Origin of the sequence: Streptomyces sp. NPDC006655 (genome assembly GCF_040703965.1) — a bacterium.
Taxonomy (GTDB): Bacteria; Actinomycetota; Actinomycetes; order Streptomycetales; family Streptomycetaceae; genus Streptomyces.
Genome location: NZ_JBEYJU010000081.1, coordinates 1 through 18,291 on the forward strand (window position 1 = coordinate 1; position 18,291 = coordinate 18,291).

General features: G+C 72.5%; 19 protein-coding genes. 6 read left to right on the forward strand and 13 right to left on the reverse strand.

What is annotated here, in order from left to right; genetic code table 11:
• Positions 1-96: 96 nt before the first annotated feature.
• From AB0958_RS33575 to AB0958_RS33600, 6 genes are all read right to left on the reverse strand, one after another.
• Complete coding sequence (locus AB0958_RS33575) at positions 97-711, reverse strand: DUF305 domain-containing protein (protein ID WP_366894246.1); 615 nt, start codon at positions 709-711, stop codon at positions 97-99.
• A gap of 82 nt (positions 712-793) precedes the next feature.
• A complete protein-coding gene (locus AB0958_RS33580; protein ID WP_366894247.1) occupies positions 794-1,198 on the reverse strand; it encodes a DUF6153 family protein in 405 nt (134 codons plus the stop codon).
• 72 nt (positions 1,199-1,270) lie between these two features.
• Entirely contained in the window at positions 1,271-2,452 is a 1,182-nt protein-coding gene (gene mtnK / locus AB0958_RS33585) for an S-methyl-5-thioribose kinase (RefSeq protein ID WP_366894248.1), read from the reverse strand.
• 13 nt (positions 2,453-2,465) lie between these two features.
• Positions 2,466-3,512: an ABC transporter permease gene (locus AB0958_RS33590; protein ID WP_366894249.1), complete on the reverse strand. Its 1,047-nt coding sequence runs from the start codon at positions 3,510-3,512 to the stop codon at positions 2,466-2,468.
• A gap of 36 nt (positions 3,513-3,548) precedes the next feature.
• Entirely contained in the window at positions 3,549-5,084 is a 1,536-nt protein-coding gene (locus AB0958_RS33595) for a sugar ABC transporter ATP-binding protein (RefSeq protein ID WP_366894250.1), read from the reverse strand.
• The gene (locus AB0958_RS33600) at positions 5,071-6,171 is read right to left on the reverse strand and encodes a substrate-binding domain-containing protein (protein ID WP_366894251.1); all 1,101 of its coding nucleotides are present in this window, start codon (positions 6,169-6,171) and stop codon (positions 5,071-5,073) included. Before AB0958_RS33600 ends, AB0958_RS33595 begins: the two co-directional genes overlap by 14 nt.
• Before the next feature lie 552 nt (positions 6,172-6,723).
• On the opposite strand from AB0958_RS33600, the gene AB0958_RS33605 reads away from it, so the two are divergent.
• The 3 genes from AB0958_RS33605 to mtnB are packed head-to-tail and all read left to right on the forward strand — an operon-like array spanning position 6,724 to position 8,665.
• The gene (locus AB0958_RS33605; protein WP_366894252.1) at positions 6,724-7,323 is read left to right on the forward strand and encodes a cupin; all 600 of its coding nucleotides are present in this window, start codon (positions 6,724-6,726) and stop codon (positions 7,321-7,323) included.
• Complete coding sequence (gene mtnC / locus AB0958_RS33610) at positions 7,320-8,060, forward strand: acireductone synthase (protein ID WP_366894253.1); 741 nt, start codon at positions 7,320-7,322, stop codon at positions 8,058-8,060. The genes AB0958_RS33605 and mtnC overlap by 4 nt, the downstream gene beginning before the upstream one ends.
• Positions 8,057-8,665, forward strand: a complete 609-nt coding sequence (gene mtnB, locus AB0958_RS33615; protein WP_366894254.1) for a methylthioribulose 1-phosphate dehydratase — start codon at positions 8,057-8,059, stop codon at positions 8,663-8,665. The genes mtnC and mtnB overlap by 4 nt, the downstream gene beginning before the upstream one ends.
• A 58-nt stretch (positions 8,666-8,723) precedes the next feature.
• Here the strand turns inward: mtnB and mtnA are convergent, their stop codons facing one another.
• Positions 8,724-9,755: an S-methyl-5-thioribose-1-phosphate isomerase gene (mtnA, locus tag AB0958_RS33620; RefSeq protein ID WP_366894255.1), complete on the reverse strand. Its 1,032-nt coding sequence runs from the start codon at positions 9,753-9,755 to the stop codon at positions 8,724-8,726.
• A 147-nt stretch (positions 9,756-9,902) separates the two neighbouring features.
• Between mtnA and AB0958_RS33625 the strand changes: the two genes are divergently transcribed.
• The 3 genes from AB0958_RS33625 to AB0958_RS33635 all read left to right on the forward strand — a co-directional run bounded on the left by AB0958_RS33625 (position 9,903) and on the right by AB0958_RS33635 (position 12,242).
• Positions 9,903-10,514, forward strand: coding sequence for a sulfite oxidase-like oxidoreductase (locus tag AB0958_RS33625; RefSeq protein WP_366894256.1), 612 nt, complete (start codon positions 9,903-9,905; stop codon positions 10,512-10,514).
• Positions 10,507-11,286 carry a ferredoxin reductase gene (locus AB0958_RS33630; RefSeq protein ID WP_366894257.1) on the forward strand — a complete coding sequence of 260 codons (780 nt, stop codon included), beginning with the start codon at positions 10,507-10,509 and terminating at the stop codon, positions 11,284-11,286. The genes AB0958_RS33625 and AB0958_RS33630 overlap by 8 nt, the downstream gene beginning before the upstream one ends.
• Before the next feature lie 230 nt (positions 11,287-11,516).
• Positions 11,517-12,242, forward strand: coding sequence for a lysophospholipid acyltransferase family protein (locus AB0958_RS33635; RefSeq protein WP_366894258.1), 726 nt, complete (start codon positions 11,517-11,519; stop codon positions 12,240-12,242).
• 75 nt (positions 12,243-12,317) lie between these two features.
• Here AB0958_RS33635 and AB0958_RS33640 read toward each other — a convergent pair whose 3' ends face one another.
• From AB0958_RS33640 to AB0958_RS33665, 6 genes are all read right to left on the reverse strand, one after another.
• A complete protein-coding gene (locus tag AB0958_RS33640) occupies positions 12,318-13,922 on the reverse strand; it encodes an alpha/beta hydrolase (RefSeq protein ID WP_366894259.1) in 1,605 nt (534 codons plus the stop codon).
• A gap of 130 nt (positions 13,923-14,052) precedes the next feature.
• Positions 14,053-14,823: an urease accessory protein UreD gene (locus AB0958_RS33645; RefSeq protein WP_366894260.1), complete on the reverse strand. Its 771-nt coding sequence runs from the start codon at positions 14,821-14,823 to the stop codon at positions 14,053-14,055.
• Positions 14,811-15,491, reverse strand: a complete 681-nt coding sequence (gene ureG, locus AB0958_RS33650; protein WP_366894261.1) for an urease accessory protein UreG — start codon at positions 15,489-15,491, stop codon at positions 14,811-14,813. Before ureG ends, AB0958_RS33645 begins: the two co-directional genes overlap by 13 nt.
• A 79-nt stretch (positions 15,492-15,570) precedes the next feature.
• On the reverse strand, positions 15,571-16,245 hold the full coding sequence (locus AB0958_RS33655) for an urease accessory UreF family protein (RefSeq protein WP_366894262.1): 675 nt from the start codon (positions 16,243-16,245) through the stop codon (positions 15,571-15,573).
• 15 nt (positions 16,246-16,260) lie between these two features.
• On the reverse strand, positions 16,261-17,982 hold the full coding sequence (locus AB0958_RS33660) for an urease subunit alpha (RefSeq protein ID WP_366894263.1): 1,722 nt from the start codon (positions 17,980-17,982) through the stop codon (positions 16,261-16,263).
• Positions 17,975-18,286, reverse strand: coding sequence for an urease subunit beta (locus tag AB0958_RS33665; protein ID WP_366894264.1), 312 nt, complete (start codon positions 18,284-18,286; stop codon positions 17,975-17,977). The genes AB0958_RS33660 and AB0958_RS33665 overlap by 8 nt, the downstream gene beginning before the upstream one ends.
• Between the last annotated feature and the right edge of the window lie 5 nt (positions 18,287-18,291).

Sequence of the window (18,291 nt, forward strand, 5' to 3'; positions counted from 1 at the left end):
GTTTTTTCCCCCCCCCTTATTTTTCCGTTTGTTTTTTGGGTGGGGGGGTTGGGGCGGCGGGGGGGGGGGGGGGGGCCCCCCCCCCGCCGCTGCTGCTCAGCCCTTGCCGAGGAGCTTGTTCATCTCCTTGATCTCGGCGTTCTGCCCGGTGACGATGGAGCCGGCCATGCTCGTGGCCGGGGCGTACGCGCCCTTGGCCTGCTCGGTCCCGGCCATCTCGACGGCCCCCCGGTGGTGCTGGACCATCATGGTCAGGAACATCGTGTCGAAGTCCTTGCCCTTGGCCTGCTTCAGCATGGTCATGTCCTTGTCGGACATCATCCCGGCCATGCCGCGGTGACCGCTGTGGTCCATGCCTGCCATGGGCACGTCCTCGCCCCAGGCCTTCAGCCAGCCGGTCATGGTGTTGATCTCCGGGTCCTGGGCCTTCTCGATCCGGGCGGCGAGGTCCTTCACCTGCGCGGAGGAGGCCCGGTCGGCGGCGAGGGAGGCCATCTCCAGGGCCTGCTGGTGGTGCGGGATCATGGTCTGGGCGAAGGACACGTCCTGCGCGTTGTGCGTGCCGGCGGAGGCGGACGCGGTCGCGCCGGCCGCCGCCGAGTGGGACGCGTGCGTGGCGCCGGCGCTGTCGTCGCCGCCGCACGCGGTGAGGGCGAGGGCGGCGGTCGCGGTGAGGGCGACGAGGACGGCGCGGGTACGCGTGGTGGTCATGCTGGATCTCCTGCGATGGGTGTGAGTGGGCACGCGGGAGCGCGACCGGCGCGCCGCACGCGCGCGGCCGGCTCGGGTGCCGCTAGATCCGCAGGAGCTGGAGTTCGGCGAGATCGGGTGGTGCACGGGCGGCGTCGGGTGCCGTCGCCGCGCGGGAGGAGACGGTGCGATCCGTCACGGGGACGTGCACCGGGTCCGGGGCCGGGGCGGGCAGCGCCGGGCCACCGCTGAGCGCGCCCGAGGCGCAGGTCGCGTCGGCGTGGTGCGCGTGGCCGCCGCCGCAGTGACCGTCGTCGCCGCAGCCGTCGTAGGAGGTGACCGTGACCGCCGTGCGCGGGACGGCCCGCTCGGGTGCGCCGTGGTGCCCCATGACACCGCCGGGCGCCAGCGCGTGCATGCCGAGCAGCCCGGCCAGCAGCCCGAGGACGAGCAGCGCTCGCCACCGCCTCTGGGGCGGTCGCTTCGGGGGCGGCTCGGTCGGACGCATCGGGGCCATCCTATGCATGCCCGGGGAGCGGCCCCGCACGGGCACCGCCCGGAACGTGCCGGAGGGCCGACGTCAGCCGGTGAGGTCGCCGAAGCGGCGGCGGACGGACTCGGGATCCGTCAGTTCGGCGCGGTGCAGGACGAGTTCGCGGCCGAGCAGCAGGGAACGGCGGGAGGCGGTCAGCTGGAGGGGGTCGGGCAGGGTGGTCAGGTCGGTGAGGTGGGCGAAGCCGATGACGCGGCGGATCAGCTCCGTACCCGCGAAGCCGACCGACTCCGTCCAGACCCGGCCCAGGAACCGCTCCAGGTAGGCGTCGTCGAAGAAGGTGTCGATGCGCGAGGGCCAGAGCCGGCGGAACTCGGCCTCGAACCCCTCCCAGCTGAGGCGCAGTTGCTCGGCGTGGTCGCCCTCGGTACCCAGCGCGTCCGCGCGGGCCTCGGAGACGAGGACGTTCGCCCAGTACAGGCCGAGGTCGAAGCCGATCGGTCCGACGAAGGAGAACTCGGGGTCGAAGACCCGGACGAGCTCGGCGCCGTCCCGCCGGCCCGCCATGACGCTGCCGGTGTGCAGGTCGCCGTGGAGCAGCGCCTGGCCGCTCGTCATGAAGACGTGCCGGAGGTCGGCGACCTCGGTGCGCAGCCGGGTGTCGGCGCGGAACGCGGCGGCCAGGTCGTCGAGTCCGGGGTGCCAGTGGTTGTGCTCGTGCTCGAGGTACGGCTCCGACAGCACCACGTCCTCGGTGATCTTGCAGAGTTCGGGGTTGGCGGAGGCGGCGATCAGTGCCTTGCGTGCGACGGAGGGCATCCCGAAGTCACTGGTGGCGAAGGAGAGCTGGGCGACGAGTTCCCCGATGCGCACCGAGGTGTACGGGCCGTAGGAGCCGCCCTCGTTGAGGTGGGTGCGCAGGACCGCCAGGTCGGAGAGGTCCTCCATGACGAGGACGTGGTTCTCGGCGTCGTAGCCGTGGATCGCGGGGATCTTGTCCGGGGCGACCTTGGCGATCTGCGCGTAGGCGCGGGCCTCGGCGTCGGAGCGGTCGGGGCTCAGCGGCCACGAGGGACCGGCGACGCGGACCCAGGGCAGGGCCTGCTTGACGGCGAGGCTGCGCGTTCCGGCGCTGTCCGAGGCCAGGAACACGTGGTTGAGGTTGCCGTCGGAGACCTCGCGGACGTGGATGTCGCCGAGGTCGTCCCAGTGGCCGCGCTCGCCCAGGTAGCCGGGGACGTCGCCGGCGTCCAGGATGCGGTAGCCCATCGTGTCGGTCTCCTTATGCGGTACGGCGCTTGGACAGGGTGAAGCTGAAGACCAGGGCCAGGATGAGGACGGCGCCCTCGACCACGTCCTGCGTGTAGTACGGCAGGCCCTTGATGGTCAGGCCGGTGGTGATGATGCCGATGAGGACCGCGCCCAGGGCCGTGCCCCACACGTTCGGGCGGCCCCGGCCGAGTACCGAGGTGCCCACGAGGGCGACGGCGACCGCTTCCAGGAGCTGGGAGGTGCCGGCGCTCACGTCGCCCTGGCCGATGCGGGAGGCCAGGATCAGGCCGCCGACCGAGGCGAGCACACCGGAGATGACGTAGGCCAGGGCCCGGTAGGCGCCGACGCGGATGCCGGCCAGCCGGGAGGCCTCGGGGTTGGCGCCGATGGCGTACAGGACCCGGCCCCAGCGGGTGCGGGCGAGGAAGACCCAGGCGGCGACCGTCAGCGCGGCGAAGATCAGGACCGAGACGGGGATCCCGAGGACAGTGCCGCGGTCGATGCGCAGGAAGCCCGCGGTGAACTTCCCGGGCGCCGTGGAGCCGTCGGACATCGTCATGCCCGGGGTGACGGACTGGCCGTCGACCAGGATGAGTTTGCCGCCCTGGATCACGAACATGACGCCGAGGGTGGCCAGCATGTCGGGGATCTTCAGCACGACGATCAGGAGGGCGTTGAGCAGGCCCGCGAGGGCGCCCGCCGCCAGCACCGCCACGATCGCGACCGCGCCGACCTGGTTGTGGACGACCATGGTCTGGGCGGCGACCGAGACGCCGAGGCCGGCGACGGCGCCGACGGACATGTCCATTCCGCCGACGGCCATGGTGAGGGTGACGCCGAGGCCGAGGATCGCGGCGACGGAGACGTACCGGAGGGTGTCGAGGAGGGTCGCCGACTCGCGGAAGGTGCCCTCGCTCAGCGCGAAGTACAGGAAGAGCGCGACCGTGACGAAGATGAAGCCGTACTTGATCACGGCGTTCTGGACGCGCGCGGCGGTGGAGGTCGCGGGCCGGGTCGCCGTCTTGGCGGGGACCTCGGTGCTCTGGGTGGTGGTCATGGTGCTGCTTCCTTCGGCGGCCGGTGTCGGAGGGTCTCAGAGGGACCCGGCGATGGTCTGGATGACGCGGTCGCGCTCCGCGTCCTCGCCGTACGCGTCGAGGTGGACCTCACCGGCCGCGAGGACGACGACCCGGTCGGCGATCTCCAGGACCTCGTCGACGTCGGCGGACAGGACGAGCACGGCCGCGCCCTCGGCGGCGAGGGCGCGGGCGCGGCGGCCGATGTCGCGGCGCGCGCCGATGTCCACGCCGCGGAACGGCTCGTCCAGGATGAGGACACGCGGGGTCTCGGCGAGCCAGCGGCCGACGACCACCTTCTGCTGGTTTCCGCCGGAGAGTTCCTCCACGGTGCTGTGCTCGTCGCGGGTGACGATCCCGAGGGCCTCGACCGTGCCGCGGCCCAGGGCGTCCTCCCGGGACCGGCTCAGCAGGCCCGACGGCGAGAGGGACCTGAGGAACGGCAACGAGATGTTCTGCGCCACCGACCAGCCCGGGACCAGCGCGTCGGCGTGCCGGTCCTCGGGGACCAGGTGGACGCCCGCCCGGATGGCGTCGGCGGGACGGCGCGGCGCGTAGGCCCTGCCGTCCAGCGTGACGGCCCCGGTGCGGAAGGGCTCGGCGCCGAACAGGCCGCGGGCCAGTTCGGTCTTGCCCGCGCCCAGCAGGCCGACGACGCCGGTGACCTCGCCGGTGCGCAGGTCGAGGTCGAGCGGGGCGCGGCCGTCGAAGAGCCGTACGCCGCGCAGCGACAGGACGGTCTCGCCCTGGTCGCCCTCGCGGACGGGGCGGGCCGTCTGGGCCTCCTGGGCATGGGCGAGCATCGCGCGCAGGGCGGTGTCCCAGTCGAAGGGCCGGGTCTGGTCCTCGGTGAGCCGGCCGTCGCGCAGCACCACCAGCCGGTCGGCGAGGGCGTCGATCTCGCCGAGGCGGTGGGAGACGTAGAGCACCGCGATGCCGTCCTCGCGCATCCTGCCGATCAGCGCGAAGAGGCGTTCGGCCTCGGCCGCCGAGAGCGCGGAGGTGGGCTCGTCCAGGATGAGCAGGCGGGGGCGGGTGGCCAGGGCGCGGGCGAGGATCAGCAACTGTCGGTCGGAGATGCCGAGTTCGGTTACGTCCTGGCGCAGGACGGGGTCGCTCCAGTCCAGGCCGAGGGCCGCCTGGATCTCGCGGGCGCGGGCCAGGGTGCGGCTGCCGCTGAGGAACGGGTTGCCGCGCCTGCGGGCCAGTTCCTCGAAGACCAGGTTCTCGGCCACGCTGAGGCCGGGCACGATGCCCTCGCCGATGCGCTGGTGGACGGTCTGGATGCCCAACTGGCGGGCGGCGGCGGGGGACGGGAGGGCCACGGGCTCCCCCGCGACCCGTACCTCACCGCCGTGGCCGGGGTGCACGCCCGACAGGATCTTGATCAGCGTGGACTTTCCGGCGCCGTTCGCCCCGAGCAGCGCGACCACGCTGCCCGGGGCGATGTCGAGCGAGACCCCGGCCAGCACCGTCTTGCCGCCGAAGGCCATGCTGACGTCCGTCAGGCCGACCGCGGGCGTTCCCTCGGGAGCCGTCTCAGTGGGCGACATTGGGGATCCAGTCCGCGGTGCTGACCTTGGAGAGGTTCAGCGCGGGCAGGGCGGTGCGCAGCTGGTCCATGTTCTCGATCTTGTTCTTGACCAGGAAGTCCCGGGTGATGGCGACGGCCGGGAACTCGACCGAGGACTGGTTCAGCCGGCCGGCCAGTTCCAGCGCGGTGGTGCGGACCACGGCGGCGCCCACGGCGGACGGGTCGGTGCCCGCGGTGGCGACCCAGGGGCTGCCCGCGGCCGTCATGTTCTGGATGTCGGCGTTGGAGACGTCCGCGCCGAAGACCTTCACCTTGCCCTGGAGCTTCTTGTTCTGCACGGCGAGGACGGTGCCCTTGGCGAGCTCGTCGTAGGGCGCGAAGACGCCGGTCACGTCGGAGTGCTGGGTCAGGGCGGCGGAGACCAGCGGGACGTTGTCGGTGGCGGTCGAGTCGGTGACCTTGCCGACCTTGAACTCCTGGGTCCAGCCGTTGGCGGTGAGCGCCTTCTTCCAGACCGAGTCGCGCTTGTCGAGGGCCGCGTAACCGGCCACGTTGACGTAGCCGACCTTGGCGTTCTTCCCGACCGTCTGGGCCATCACGTCGAGGACGGCCTGCGCCATGCTGGCGTCGTCCTGCTCGGTGCTGACGACGGACTTGTTGGTCTGGTCGACGTCGTACACGACGACCTTGATGCCCTTCTTCACGGCCTGGTCGATCTCGGGCTGGATGGTGGCCGGGAACCCGTGGTCGACGATGATCGCCTGAGCGCCGGAGTTGATGGCGGAGGACAGGTCGGTGGCCTGCTTGGCGTTGTCGGCCTGGGCGTCGTACACCGTCAGGTCGATGCCGAGGGCCTTGGCCTGGGCCTTGGCGCCGTTGCCCCACTGCTCGAAGTAGTCGCCGGCGCCGCTCTGCCGGACCAGGGCGACCTTGACCGTGCCCTTGCTGAAGGGGGCGGGCTTCTTGCCGGTGGCGGCCGAGGCCGAGGCGGCGGTGTCGCTGCCCGTCTTGGCGGCGGCGTCCGAGGACTGCGAGCAGCCGGAGAGGGCCAGGGCGGAGACGGACGCCAGGGAGAGCGCGGCGAGAGGCAGGCGGACACGGGACATGACGGGCTCCAGGTGCGAGGGTGGTGCGAGAAGGGCGACGCGAAACAGCGCGAGGAGGAGGGCGGTGGCTCGGACCGGAGCGGGAACGGACGCGTCATTGCGCAACGTGTGGGCGTGCGCCCGTGGGACGGGCGTGCGGGGGCTCCGGGAGGGGTCAGCGACAGCTGGCCGTGGTCGACCGGAGCAGGTCCACGTACAGCCGCCGCACGAGCAGCAGCGTCTTCATACGCAGATCATGAGAACGGTTTCGGCCACTCGTCAAAGGGTGGGAAGCGGTTTCTCAACAGATGAGACAACTACTGGGTCACACATGGTGGCCGTTCGCCCTGGAGTTACCATCACGGTGGCGGCTTCCGCCCCGGAACGGTGAGGCCTGATGACGACATCGCGCACGAACGCGCTGCTCACGCCCCACGCGCGTCGCTGTAGCGGCGCGCGATGTCAGGGCTGACCCACCGCACCGCCCCCGCGCCGCCCGCAACCCGCCTCTCTCGCTCGTCCGGCGCTGTCTCGGTATCCGGACTTTCCTTCCCTTCTCCTGGAGTTGCTTCCATGACGCTGCTGACGACGTGGCCGGAATCCGGTCCCGAGACCCAGGTCCGCCGCACTTCGGACCCCGCCGAGATCGCGGAGGCGCTCAAGCCGCTCGGCGTGCGCTACGAGCAGTGGCCGATCCGCGAGGACGTGCCGTTCGACGCCGACAGCACAACCGTGTTCGCCGCGTACGGCCCCGAGATCGACAAGCTCAACGCCGAGGAGGGCTTCACCACCGTCGACGTGCTCGGTCTGCACCCGAGCGACGACCCCGAGTACCCCGCGAAGGCGAAGGCCGCGCGGGAGAAGTTCCTCCAGGAGCACACCCACGACGACGATGACGAGGTCCGCTTCTTCGTCTCCGGCTCCGGCATCTTCTACCTGCACGTCGACGGGGAGGTGCACGCGGTCCTCTGCGAGAAGGGCGACCTGCTGGGCGTGCCGCGGGGCACCACCCACTGGTTCGACATGGGCACGAAGCCGTCGTTCACCGCGATCCGGTTCTTCCACGAGGAGGACGGCTGGATCGGCACCTTCACGGGTGCGGCCATCTCCTCCCGCTTCCCGGACTACGACACGATCGCGGCCGGGTACGGGGCGGACAAGGGCGCGGTGTGAGCGTCCCGGTCCCGCCCCCGCGGTTCGCCGTGGACGCCGTGGTGCTCGACATCGAGGGCACCACGAGCGCCACGGGTTTCGTCGTGGACGTGCTGTACCCGTACTCCCGCTCCCGGTTCGCGGCACTGCTCTCCGAGCGGAGCGGTGATCCGGAGGTGGCGCGGGCCCTCGCACAGGTACGCGAGCTGACCGGCGACCCGCACGCCGGACCGGCCGCGGTCGTCAGGACGCTGAACGCCTGGCTCGACGAGGACCGCAAGGCGACCCCGCTGAAGACCCTTCAGGGCCTCATCTGGTCGGAGGGTTTCGCCCGCGGCGACCTCGTCTCGCACTTCTACGACGACGTCGTACCGGCCCTGCGCGCCTGGCACGCCGCGGGCCTGCGCCTGTACGTCTACTCCTCCGGCTCGGTGGCGGCCCAGCGGGCCTGGTTCTCCTCGACCCCCGAGGGCGACCTGCTGCCGCTGGTCCACGGCCTCTACGACACCGAGAACGCCGGTCCCAAGCAGGAGCCGGAGTCGTACCGGCGTATCGCGGAGTCGACGGGCCTCGCGCCCGGACGGCTCCTGTTCCTCTCCGACCGGCCCGGCGAACTGGACGCGGCCCGTACCGCGGGCTGGCACACCGTCGGGATCCGGCGGCCCGGGGAGCCGTTCTTCCAGCAGGGCGTCGGCGACCACGCGCAGGCGGGGACGTTCGACGAGATCCGCATCAGCACGACCGGGAGCACCACGTGAGCGCCGACATCACCGCATCCGACCTCCGGGAGGCCGGGGCCGTCCTCGCCGCCGAGTCCGCCCGGTTCGCCTCCTTCGGCTGGATGCGCGGTACGTCCGGCAACCTGTCCGTGGTGGTCTCCCGGGACCCGCTGCGGCTCGCGGTCACCGCGAGCGGCCACGACAAGGGCGAACTGACGCCCCAGGACGTGGTGCTGGTCGACGGGCAGGGCACCGCCGTGGGCGAGGGCAGGCCGTCGGCGGAGGCGGAACTGCACGCGCGGGTGGCCGCGCTGACGGGCGCGGGCGCGGTGGTGCACGTGCACACCGTGGCGTCGGTGGCCATGGGGCACCGGCAGCCGGGCGGGATCGTCCTCCGGGACCTGGAGATGCTCAAGGGCGTCGGGCAGCCCGCCCATGACGTCGAGGTGACGCTGCCGGTCATCGGCAACAGCCAGGACATGAAGGTGCTCGGCGACCGGCTGGCGGCGGCCCGGGATCCGCGGATGCCCGCGGTGGTCGTCGCCGGGCACGGCCTGTACGTGTGGGGCGCCGATCCGCGGCAGGCCCGGCACCACACGGAAGTCGTCGAGTGGCTGCTGGAGCTGGAGCTGACGCGGCGCTGAGCCGAGCGCGCGGGCGGCCACGGGGGCCGCGGCCGGCCGGCCGTGGCCCCCGGCGTGTTCAGCGCAGCCGGTCCCCGGGCAGCTCCCCCGCCGACACCTCCAGCACACCCCGCTCGGTCACCAGCCCCGTGACCAGCCGGCCCGGCGTCACGTCGAACGCCGGGTTGTGGCCGCGCGACCCGGCCGGCGCCGTGCGGACGCCCGCCCACTCCAGCACCTCGTCCTCGCCGCGCAGTTCGATGTGGATGTCGTCGCCGGTCGGCGTCGTCAGGTCGACCGTGGTCGTCGGCGCCGCCACCAGGAACGGGATCCCGGCGTACGCGCAGGCGAGGGCCACGCCCACGGTGCCCACCTTGTTGGCCGTGTCGCCGTTGGCCGCGATCCGGTCGGCGCCGACGACCGCCGCGTCGACCTCGCCGCGCAGAATGGTCCCGGCGGCGGCCGCGTCGGCCTGGACGTAGTGCGGGATGCCCTCCTGGACGAGTTCCCAGGCGGTCAGCCGGGAGCCCTGCAGCAGAGGGCGTGTCTCGTCGGCGTACACGGACTCCAGGCATCCGCGCGCGTGCAGTTCCCGGATCACGCCGAGCGCCGTGCCCCAGCCGGCCGTGGCCAGCGCGCCCGTGTTGCAGTGGGTGAGGATCCGCAGCGGCCGGTCCACGCCGGCCTTCTTCAGCAGCCAGTCGGCCCCGTGACCGCCCATCGCGCGGTTGGCGTCGACGTCCTCGCGCTGGACGGCGGCGGCCTCCGCGAGCACGGCGTCGAGCCCCTCCGCGAAGCGGGCCATGACCCGGTCCACGCACACCATCAGGTTGACCGCGGTCGGGCGTGCCTCCCGGATGCGGGCCACGGCCTCGCGCACCCGCGCCTCGCTCCAGCCCTCGCGTTCGCCCTGGAGCAGCGCCAGCGCGACGCCGTAGGCGCCGGCCGCCCCGATCGCGGGCGCGCCCCGCACCACGAGCCGCTGGATCGCGTCCACCAGGGTGTCCACATCCCGGACGTCCACGGTCTCGGTGCGATGCGGCAGCCGGGTCTGGTCTATGAGCGTGAGGCCGGTTCCCGTCCAGTCGACGGCGCGCAGTTCCTGGGACATGACGGAACGCTCCTGATGTTTCGATGGTGCCCGCCACCGTACATGACCTGGGCGAACCACAGTTCGAGACAGAGGGGCGGTGGGCCGGGCCCGGGTGTTAGAGTCCTGCCCCCGCATGGCCGCACGGACGATCTTGGAGGCCCTGGTATGATCGTCACCCGGGGTTTCACCGGACGCTCGCGCGCCGAGGAGCGTGATCCGCGGCTGCCGCCCGGCCAGTACGACGCGGGGGACTCCTGGCCCGTGCTCTCCGCCGAGGTCACCCCCGACCTCGCGGCCGCCGACTGGTCGTTTCGCGTCGACGGTCTGGTGGCCGAGGAACGCACCTGGTCCTGGGAGGAGGCCCACACCCTTCCGCGGTCCGGGTACGAGGGCGACATCCACTGCGTCACCAGCTGGTCGAAGTTCGGGGTGCGGTTCGGCGGGGTGTCCCTGGACACCTTCCTGGAGCTCGCCCGCCCCCTCCCCTCGGCCACGCACGCCGTCGCGTACGCGCACACCGGGTACACCGCGAACCTGCCGCTGTCCGACCTGACCGGGGGACGCGCGTGGATCGCCTGGGAGTTCGGCGACGAGCCGCTGGAACCCGGACACGGCGGCCCGGCCCGGCTCGTCGTACCCCACCTGTACTTCTGGAAGAGCGTCAAGTGGATCGCGGGCCTGCGCCTCCTCGACCACGACGAACCCGGCTTCTGGGAGCAGAACGGCTACCACGCCCGCGGCAACCCGTGGCACGAGGAGCGCTACGCCGGTGACTGAGAAGACGGCCGAGCCCTTCGCTCCGCCGACCCGGTTCGCGGTGCCGGGACGGATCGCCGTGAGCAACCGGGCCGCGGCCACCTGGCAGCCGGCCCGGCTCGTCGAGATCCGCCGTGAGACGCCACGCGCCTCGACGTTCCGGTTCGCCGTGCCCGGCTGGGCGGGCCATCTGGCCGGCCAGCACCTGATGCTGCGTCTGACGGCCGCCGACGGATACGTCGCCCAGCGTCACTACTCGATCGCGTCGGCGCCCGGCGACGGCAGCCACGTCGAACTCACCCTCGACCACGTCGAGGGCGGCGAGGTGTCGGGCTGGTTCCACCGGGTCGCCCGGCTCGGTGACACCGTCGAGGTACGCGGCCCGCTCAGCGGGTTCTTCGCCTGGCCCGGCGACCGCCCGGCCCTGCTGCTCGGTGCCGGCTCCGGCGTCGTCCCGCTGATGTCGATGGTCCGCGACCACCGCCTGCGCCGGCTGACCGTCCCGATGCGCCTGCTGGTCTCGGCCCGCTCCCCCGAGGACCTGATCTACGCCGACGAGTACGGGGCGGAGACCACCCCCGTCTTCACCCGCACGGGCCCGCCCGGAGTACGGCCCGGAGTACGGCCCGGCCGCCTGTCCGCGGCCCACCTCGAACCGTACCTGGCGCAGCCTCCGGCCGGGGGCTGGGAGGCGTACGTGTGCGGCTCCAACGGCTTCGCCGAGCACGCCTCCCGGCTGCTCGCCGGGCTGGGCCAGCCCGTGGACCGGATCCGCGTCGAGCGCTTCGGCTGAGCCCGGCCCCGAGGGAAGCGGGGCGGGCGACGACTCGGCCGCCGCCGTGGTGAAATCCAACGAGACGACGTCCGACGAGCTGCGCGCGGTCACCGGCAGCGGGTCGGCAGGGGACCGACCGGGCATGGCCACAGTGACGACAGGCGCACATCGCCCCGGGCCCGCCGTGGCCGAGCCGACCCGGCAGGACGCCGGTTCCGGCGGGGACCGGCGGAAGTGAGGAGAGAGCCGTGTTCTACCACCTGCTCAAGTACGTGCTGCTCGGGCCGCTGTTGCGCGTGGTGTTCCGGCCCCGGATCGAGGGTCTGGAGCACGTGCCCGCGTCGGGGCCGGCCATCGTCGCCGGCAATCACCTCTCCTTCTCCGACCACTTCCTGATGCCGGCCGTCCTGAAGCGGCGCATCACCTTCCTGGCCAAGGCGGAGTACTTCACCGGACCGGGTCTCAAGGGCCGGCTGACCGCGTTCTTCTTCCGCAGCGCCGGACAGATCCCGGTGGACCGCTCGGGGAAGGAGGCCGGCCAGGCGGCGATCCGCGAGGGGCTCGGGGTGCTGGCCGAGGGAGAGCTGCTCGGCATCTACCCGGAGGGCACCCGCTCGCACGACGGCCGTCTCTACAAGGGCAAGGTGGGGGTCGCCGTGATGGCGCTGCGCGCCGGTGTCCCGGTGATCCCGTGCGCCATGATCGGCACCTTCGAGGCGCAGCCGCCCGGGAAGGTCGTCCCCACCCTGCACCCCGTCGTGATCCGCTTCGGCCGGCCTCTGGACTTCTCACGCTACGCGGGCATGGAGAGCGAGAAGGCGATCCTGCGCGCCATCACCGACGAGATCATGTACGCCATCCTGACCCTCTCCGGTCAGGAGTACGTCGACCAGTACGCGGCGGTCGTCAAGGCGGAGCAGACGGCGGCGAAGGGCGAGAAGGAGCGCAGGTTCCCGCGCGCGCCGCTGAGTTGACGTCGGACGGCGCAGGGGCGGCGGGAAGGGGCGGCGGGAACGCTCCCGCCGCCCCGCACCGCGGTGCGAGAAGGGTTACGGCTGCGGTGTGGCGTGCGGTGTGCAGGTGACGTCCGCGCCGTCCAGCTCGCCGGTGAGCAGGTAGGAGTCGACACGGCTGTTGATGCACGGGTTGACCAGGCCGGTCACGCCGTGCGAGCCGGCGCCCTGCTCGGTGATGAGGCGGGAGCCCCTGAAGCGCTTGTGCAGTTCGACGGCGCCCTGGTACGGGGTGGCGGCGTCACGGGTGGACTGCACGATCAGCACCGGCGGCAGGCCCTTGTGGGTGGTGACGTCCACCGGGGTCTGCTGCTTGACCGGCCAGGTGGCGCAGGGCAGGTTCATCCATGCGTTGGCCCAGGTCATGAACGGGTACTTCTTGTTGAGCTCGGTGTTGTCGCGGTCCCACTTCCGCCAGCGGGTGGGCCACTTGGCGTCGGTGCACTCGACGGCGGTGTAGACGGCGTTGCCGTTCTCCGAGGAGATGTTGCCGGCGGTGTCGGAGAGGTCCGGAGCGGCGGCGTCGACCAGCGCCTGGGTGTCACCGGCGACGTACTTGCTGAACACCGTGGCGACCGGGACCCACGAGGAGTCGTAGTACGGGGCGTTCTGGAAGAAGGAGATCAGCTCGGCCGGGCCGACGACCCCGCCGATCGGGTTCGCCTTGGCGGTGGCGCGCAGCTGGAGCCACTTGGCCTGGACGGCGTCGCGCGTGGTGCCCAGGTGGAAGGCGGAGTCGTGGGCGGCGACCCAGTCCTCCCAGTCCTTCCAGCGGCCCTCGAAGGCGATGTCCTGGCCGAGGTTGGCCTCGTACCAGATGTTCTCGCGGGACGGGTTGACGACGCTGTCCACGATCATCCGGCGGACGTGCCCCGCGAACAGCGTCCCGTACACGGCGCCGAGGTAGGTGCCGTAGGAGACACCGAGGTAGTTGAGCTTCTTCTCGCCGAGCGCGGCCCGGATGACGTCGAGGTCCCGGGCGGTGTTCGGGGTGGTCATCTGCTGGAGCACCGCCTTGCCGGTGCGCTCGGCGCAGCCGTCCGCGTACTCCCTGGCGAGCTTGCGCTGGGCCGTCTTGTCGGCCTCGGTGTCCGGCACCGGGTCGGCCTTCGGCGCCTTCACGAACTCCTGCGGGTCCATGCAGGAGATGGGCGCGGAGTGGCCGACGCCGCGGGGGTCGAAGCCCACGAAGTCGTATGCCTTGGAGGCGTTGACCCACAGGGGGTTCTTGTTGACGACCCGGAGCGGGAAGCGCATCCCGGAGCCGCCGGGGCCGCCGGGGTTGTAGACGAGCGCGCCCTGGCGCTCCGCCTTCGTCCCCGTGCTGGCTATTCGGTCGACGGCGAGCCGGATCTGCTTGCCGTAGGGCTTCGTGTAGTCGAGCGGCACAGTGACCCAGCCGCACTGGACGGGCTTGGCGAAGCCCCAGTCGGCCGGGCAGTCCGCCCAGTCGATGCCCGCCTTGGCGGCCCGCGCGGCGGCGATCGCCGCGCCGCGCTGCTGCCGGTCCTGGCCGCCGTGCCGGGCCTCGGCGCCGGCCGCGGGGGCCGCGAGCGCCCCGGTGATCAGGCTCGCGGTGACGAGCGCGCCCGCCGAACCGAGCGCCAGCGTCCGGCTCCTCGATCTGAAGTTGTCCCTCAAGTGGGCCCCTCCCCCTACATGGTTACGAATGGTCAGGGAGGATCTTTCCGGCTGCGACTCTCCTCTGCACAAGGCATGTCAGCCGTTCTTTACCAATCCGATATCCGGTTGACGTGCCCCGCTGAGCGGATCACCCTCCCCATTCCCCCAGGGCCGCGTCCAACACCCGCCGAAGCCGCAGCGCGTCCGCCGCCACCGCGCTCACCAGCACCGCGGGCCCGGCCAGCGGAGTGAGCGCCGCGTACTCCCCCAGCATCCGCGCCCGCACCGGCTCGTCGGCGAACTCCGGTCGTACGATGACGAGTTGACCCACGGCCCGGTGTCCCGCCACAACGGCGGGGCCGTCCCAGCCGCCGGGCGCGCCGGGCCCGCAGGCCAGTTCCTGATCGAGTACGACGCTCCCGGCGACCCGCACGGTGAGCCGGCTGCCCAGTCGTCCCGGTGTCTCCCCGGCCCGTCCGAGCACCTGCTCCTCACGCAGCACGAGCCGGCCGCCCGCACCCACCTCGACCCGGGTGGTGACGTACAGTTCGCTCCCCTTGGCCGAGATCAACTGCTCGGGCAGCCAGTGCAGTTCGCCGCCGTCTTCGACGTCGAGCCGGACGTCGTACCGGGCCTCGCCCTTCGACTGTCCCGGCAGCGCGATGGTCGCGGCGGCCGACCCCACCCGCAGCCGGGCGCCGCGCTCCACCGTGGCCTCGACGGCGAACCGGTCCCCGCCGAGCGGGCCGCTCATCGCCCCGACGACCATCACCCGGGCCTCGGCACCGCTCCCCCGGGTACGCCGCAGGGCCAGCGGCCCCTCGCCCTCCAGCACGGGCAGCGAGGTGCCGCCCCGCCCGTCCTCCCGTGCGACCATCCTCGCGGTCGCACGCACGCCGGTGGCGGTCACGCCGTCCATGCGGCGAGCCGCTCCCGCACCCAGCCGGCCACGTCGCCCACCCCGGTCTCACCGCGCAACGACTGGAAGACCACCGGCAGTTCGGCGCGCTGCGCCTTGGCGTCCGCGGCCATCCGGGCCAGGTCGGACCCCACGTACGGCGCCAGGTCGGTCTTGTTGACGACCAGCAGGTCGGCGGTGGTGACACCGGGTCCGCCCTTGCGGGGGATGTCGTCGCCCCCGGCCACGTCGATCACGAAGATCTGCGCGTCCACGAGTCCCCTGGAGAAGGTGGCCGTGAGGTTGTCCCCGCCGGACTCGACGAGGATGAGGTCCAGCGGCCCGACTTCCTCCTCCAGGTCCTCCACGGCTTCGAGGTTGGCCGAGATGTCGTCCCTGATCGCGGTGTGCGGGCAGGCCCCCGTCTCGACGGCGGCGATCCGCTCGGGGGGCAGCACGGCTTCCCTCAGCAGGAACTCGGCGTCCTCGCGGGTGTAGATGTCATTGGTGACGACGGCGAGGGACAGTTCGTCCCGCAGCAACCGGCACAGCGCGGCGACGGTGGCGGTCTTGCCGGATCCGACCGGCCCGCCGAGTCCGATCCGCAGGGCGCGCCGGGACCCGTCGGGCCGGCGGGCGTCGGCGCTGACGGCGACGGGACCGTGCCGGTGATCGTGGTCGAGATGCATGTACGGCTCCTTGTTCAGCAGGTTCTGCGGTCGGCCCGTCCGGGACCGTCCCGTCGGGCCGGGTGCGGGGTGGAGACGGCTACGAGGCGAACAACCGCACCGCCCACCCCGCATGCCACTCGGCGCCGATCTCCAGCAGCGGCGCGGACGCCGCCGGCAGTGCCTCGGCCCCGTCCCCGACCGCTCTGCGCGCCGCCTCCACCGCCCGGTCGGCCACCCGGTCCACCTCGGGCGCCAGCCGGCCGAGCACACCCGTCGCCTCGAACGGATCCAGACTCAGCAGCCGCACCACCGCCGTGGCCGGCCCGCTGACGCACTCGTACGCCGCGCAGTGGGCCGCGTCCTGGGCGGAGAGACCCGCCGCCCTGGCCACCACGCCCAGCACCACGGGCTGGTGGGCACCCTTGGGGAACTCCTCGGCCACGGCGTCGAGTTCAGCGCTCGGCCAGGTGGTACGCGCGGCCCTCAGCAGTTGCCGTCCGAGCCGGCGCGCGGCGCCCCGCAACGCGGGCGACGGGGTCCGCGCGTCGGCTGCGGCGTCCAACTCCCGCACCTCGACACCGAGTACGGCGGCCGCGGCGAGCGCACCCGCCACCAGCCCCGTGGTGTGCAGCCGGCCACGGCAGAACTCCTCGAGGCTCGCCGCCCCGGTGATCCGCCCGGCCTTCACGGCCGCCTCCGCCCCACCCGAGTGCGCATGGCCTCCGGCGGGGAAGCGGCCGTCGGCCAGCACCAGCAACGCTGCCCGGGACATCAGGGACCTCGGCTCTCAGAAGAGGAAGTAGCGCTGGGCCATGGGCAGTTCGGCCGCCGGTGCGGCCTCCACCAGCTCTCCGTCGATGTGCACCGCGAAGCTGTCGGGATCGATCCGGACACTGGGCCGCGCGTCGTTCTCCCGCATGTCCGCCTTGGTCACACCGCGGGTGGAGTCGATGGCGACGAACCGCTTGCCGAGCTGCAACCGCTCGGGCAGTCCGTCCTCGATCGCCAGCGGGGCGACGAAGTTGAAGGAGTTGGCGGCCGGGGCCCGCCCGATCGCCCCGTACATGGGGCGCGGCAGGATCGGCTGGGGCGTCGGGATCGACGCGTTGGCGTCGCCCATCTGGGCGTAGGCGATCTGGCCGCCCTTGAGGACGAGGTGCGGCTTGACGCCGAAGAACGCGGGCTCCCAGAGCACGAGGTCGGCGAGTTTCCCGGTCTCCACCGAGCCGATCTCCCGGGCCAGGCCCTGGGCGAGCGCCGGGTTGATCGTGTACTTGGCGACGTACCGCCGTACCCGGTGGTTGTCGGCCCGGCCGTCGCCCGGCAGGGCGCCCCGCCGCCGCTTCATCACGTGGGCGGTCTGCCAGGTCCGCAGGATCACCTCGCCCACCCGGCCCATGGCCTGCGCGTCGGAGGAGATGATGGAGATCGCGCCGAGGTCGTGGAGTATGTCCTCGGCGCCGATGGTCGAGGGCCGGATCCGGGACTCGGCGAACGCCAGGTCCTCCGGCACCGCCGGGTTGAGGTGGTGACACACCATCAGCATGTCGAGGTGTTCCTCGGCGGTGTTCACCGTGTACGGGCGCGTGGGGTTCGTCGAACTCGGCAGCACGTGCGGCTCGGAGACGACGGTCATGATGTCCGGCGCGTGCCCGCCGCCCGCGCCCTCGGTGTGGTAAGCGTGGATGCCGCGCCCGCCGATCGCGGCGAGCGTGTCCCCGACGAACCCGGCCTCGTTCAGCGTGTCCGTGTGGATGGCCACCTGGATGCCCGTCCGGTCGGCGACGGTCAGGGCGGCGTCGATGACGGCGGGGGTGGAGCCCCAGTCCTCGTGGAGCTTCAGGCCCAGGGCGCCGCCCCGGATCTGGGAGAGCATCGCCTCGTGCGAGACGGTGTTGCCCTTGCCGAGGAAGCCGATGTTGAGCGGGTACTGCTCCATCGCCTCCAGCATCCGGGCGAGGTGCCAGGGGCCGGGGGTGACGGTGGTCGCCTTGGATCCCTCGGCGGGGCCGGTGCCGCCGCCCACCAGGGTGGTGACGCCCGCCGCCAGCGCCTCGTCGGCGATCTGGGGGCAGATGAAGTGGACGTGGGCGTCGATGGCGCCCGCGGTCAGGATCCGCCCGTTGCCGGCGATGACCTCGGTCTCGGGCCCGATCACCAGGTCCGGGTGCACCCCGTCCATGGTGTCGGGGTTGCCGGCCTTGCCGATGCCGGTGATACGGCCGTCGCGGATGCCGACGTCGGCCTTGACGACGCCCCAGTGGTCGATGATCACCGCGCCGGTGACGATCGTGTCCGGGGTGCCTTCCGCGCGGGTGGCGCGGGACTGGCCCATGGACTCGCGGATGACCTTGCCGCCGCCGAAGACCGCCTCGTCACCGGCGAGCCCGGGGCCGCCCGAGCGGTCCTCCTCGATCTCCACGAGCAGGTCGGTGTCGGCGAGCCGGATCCGGTCGCCGGTGGTCGGGCCGAACAGGTCGGCGTAGGCGGCGCGGGAGATCTCAGGCATCGAGGGCACCTCCGGTCTCCCCGCGCAGCCCGGGCACCACACGGGCACCGGCGAGCGGGACGAGTTCGACGTCGACGGGGATGCCGGGCTCGAAGCGGACGGCGGTGCCGGCGGCGATGTTCAGCCGCTTGCCGCGCGCCGCGGCCCGGTCGAACTCCAGTCCGGGGTTGGCCTCGGCGAAGTGGTAGTGGGAGCCGACCTGGACGGGGCGGTCGGCGGCGTTCAGGACGGTCAGCGAGGTGGTCTCGCGGCCCTCGTTGTACACGACCGGCCCCTCGGCGAAGAGGACCTCTCCGGGAATCATCGGCG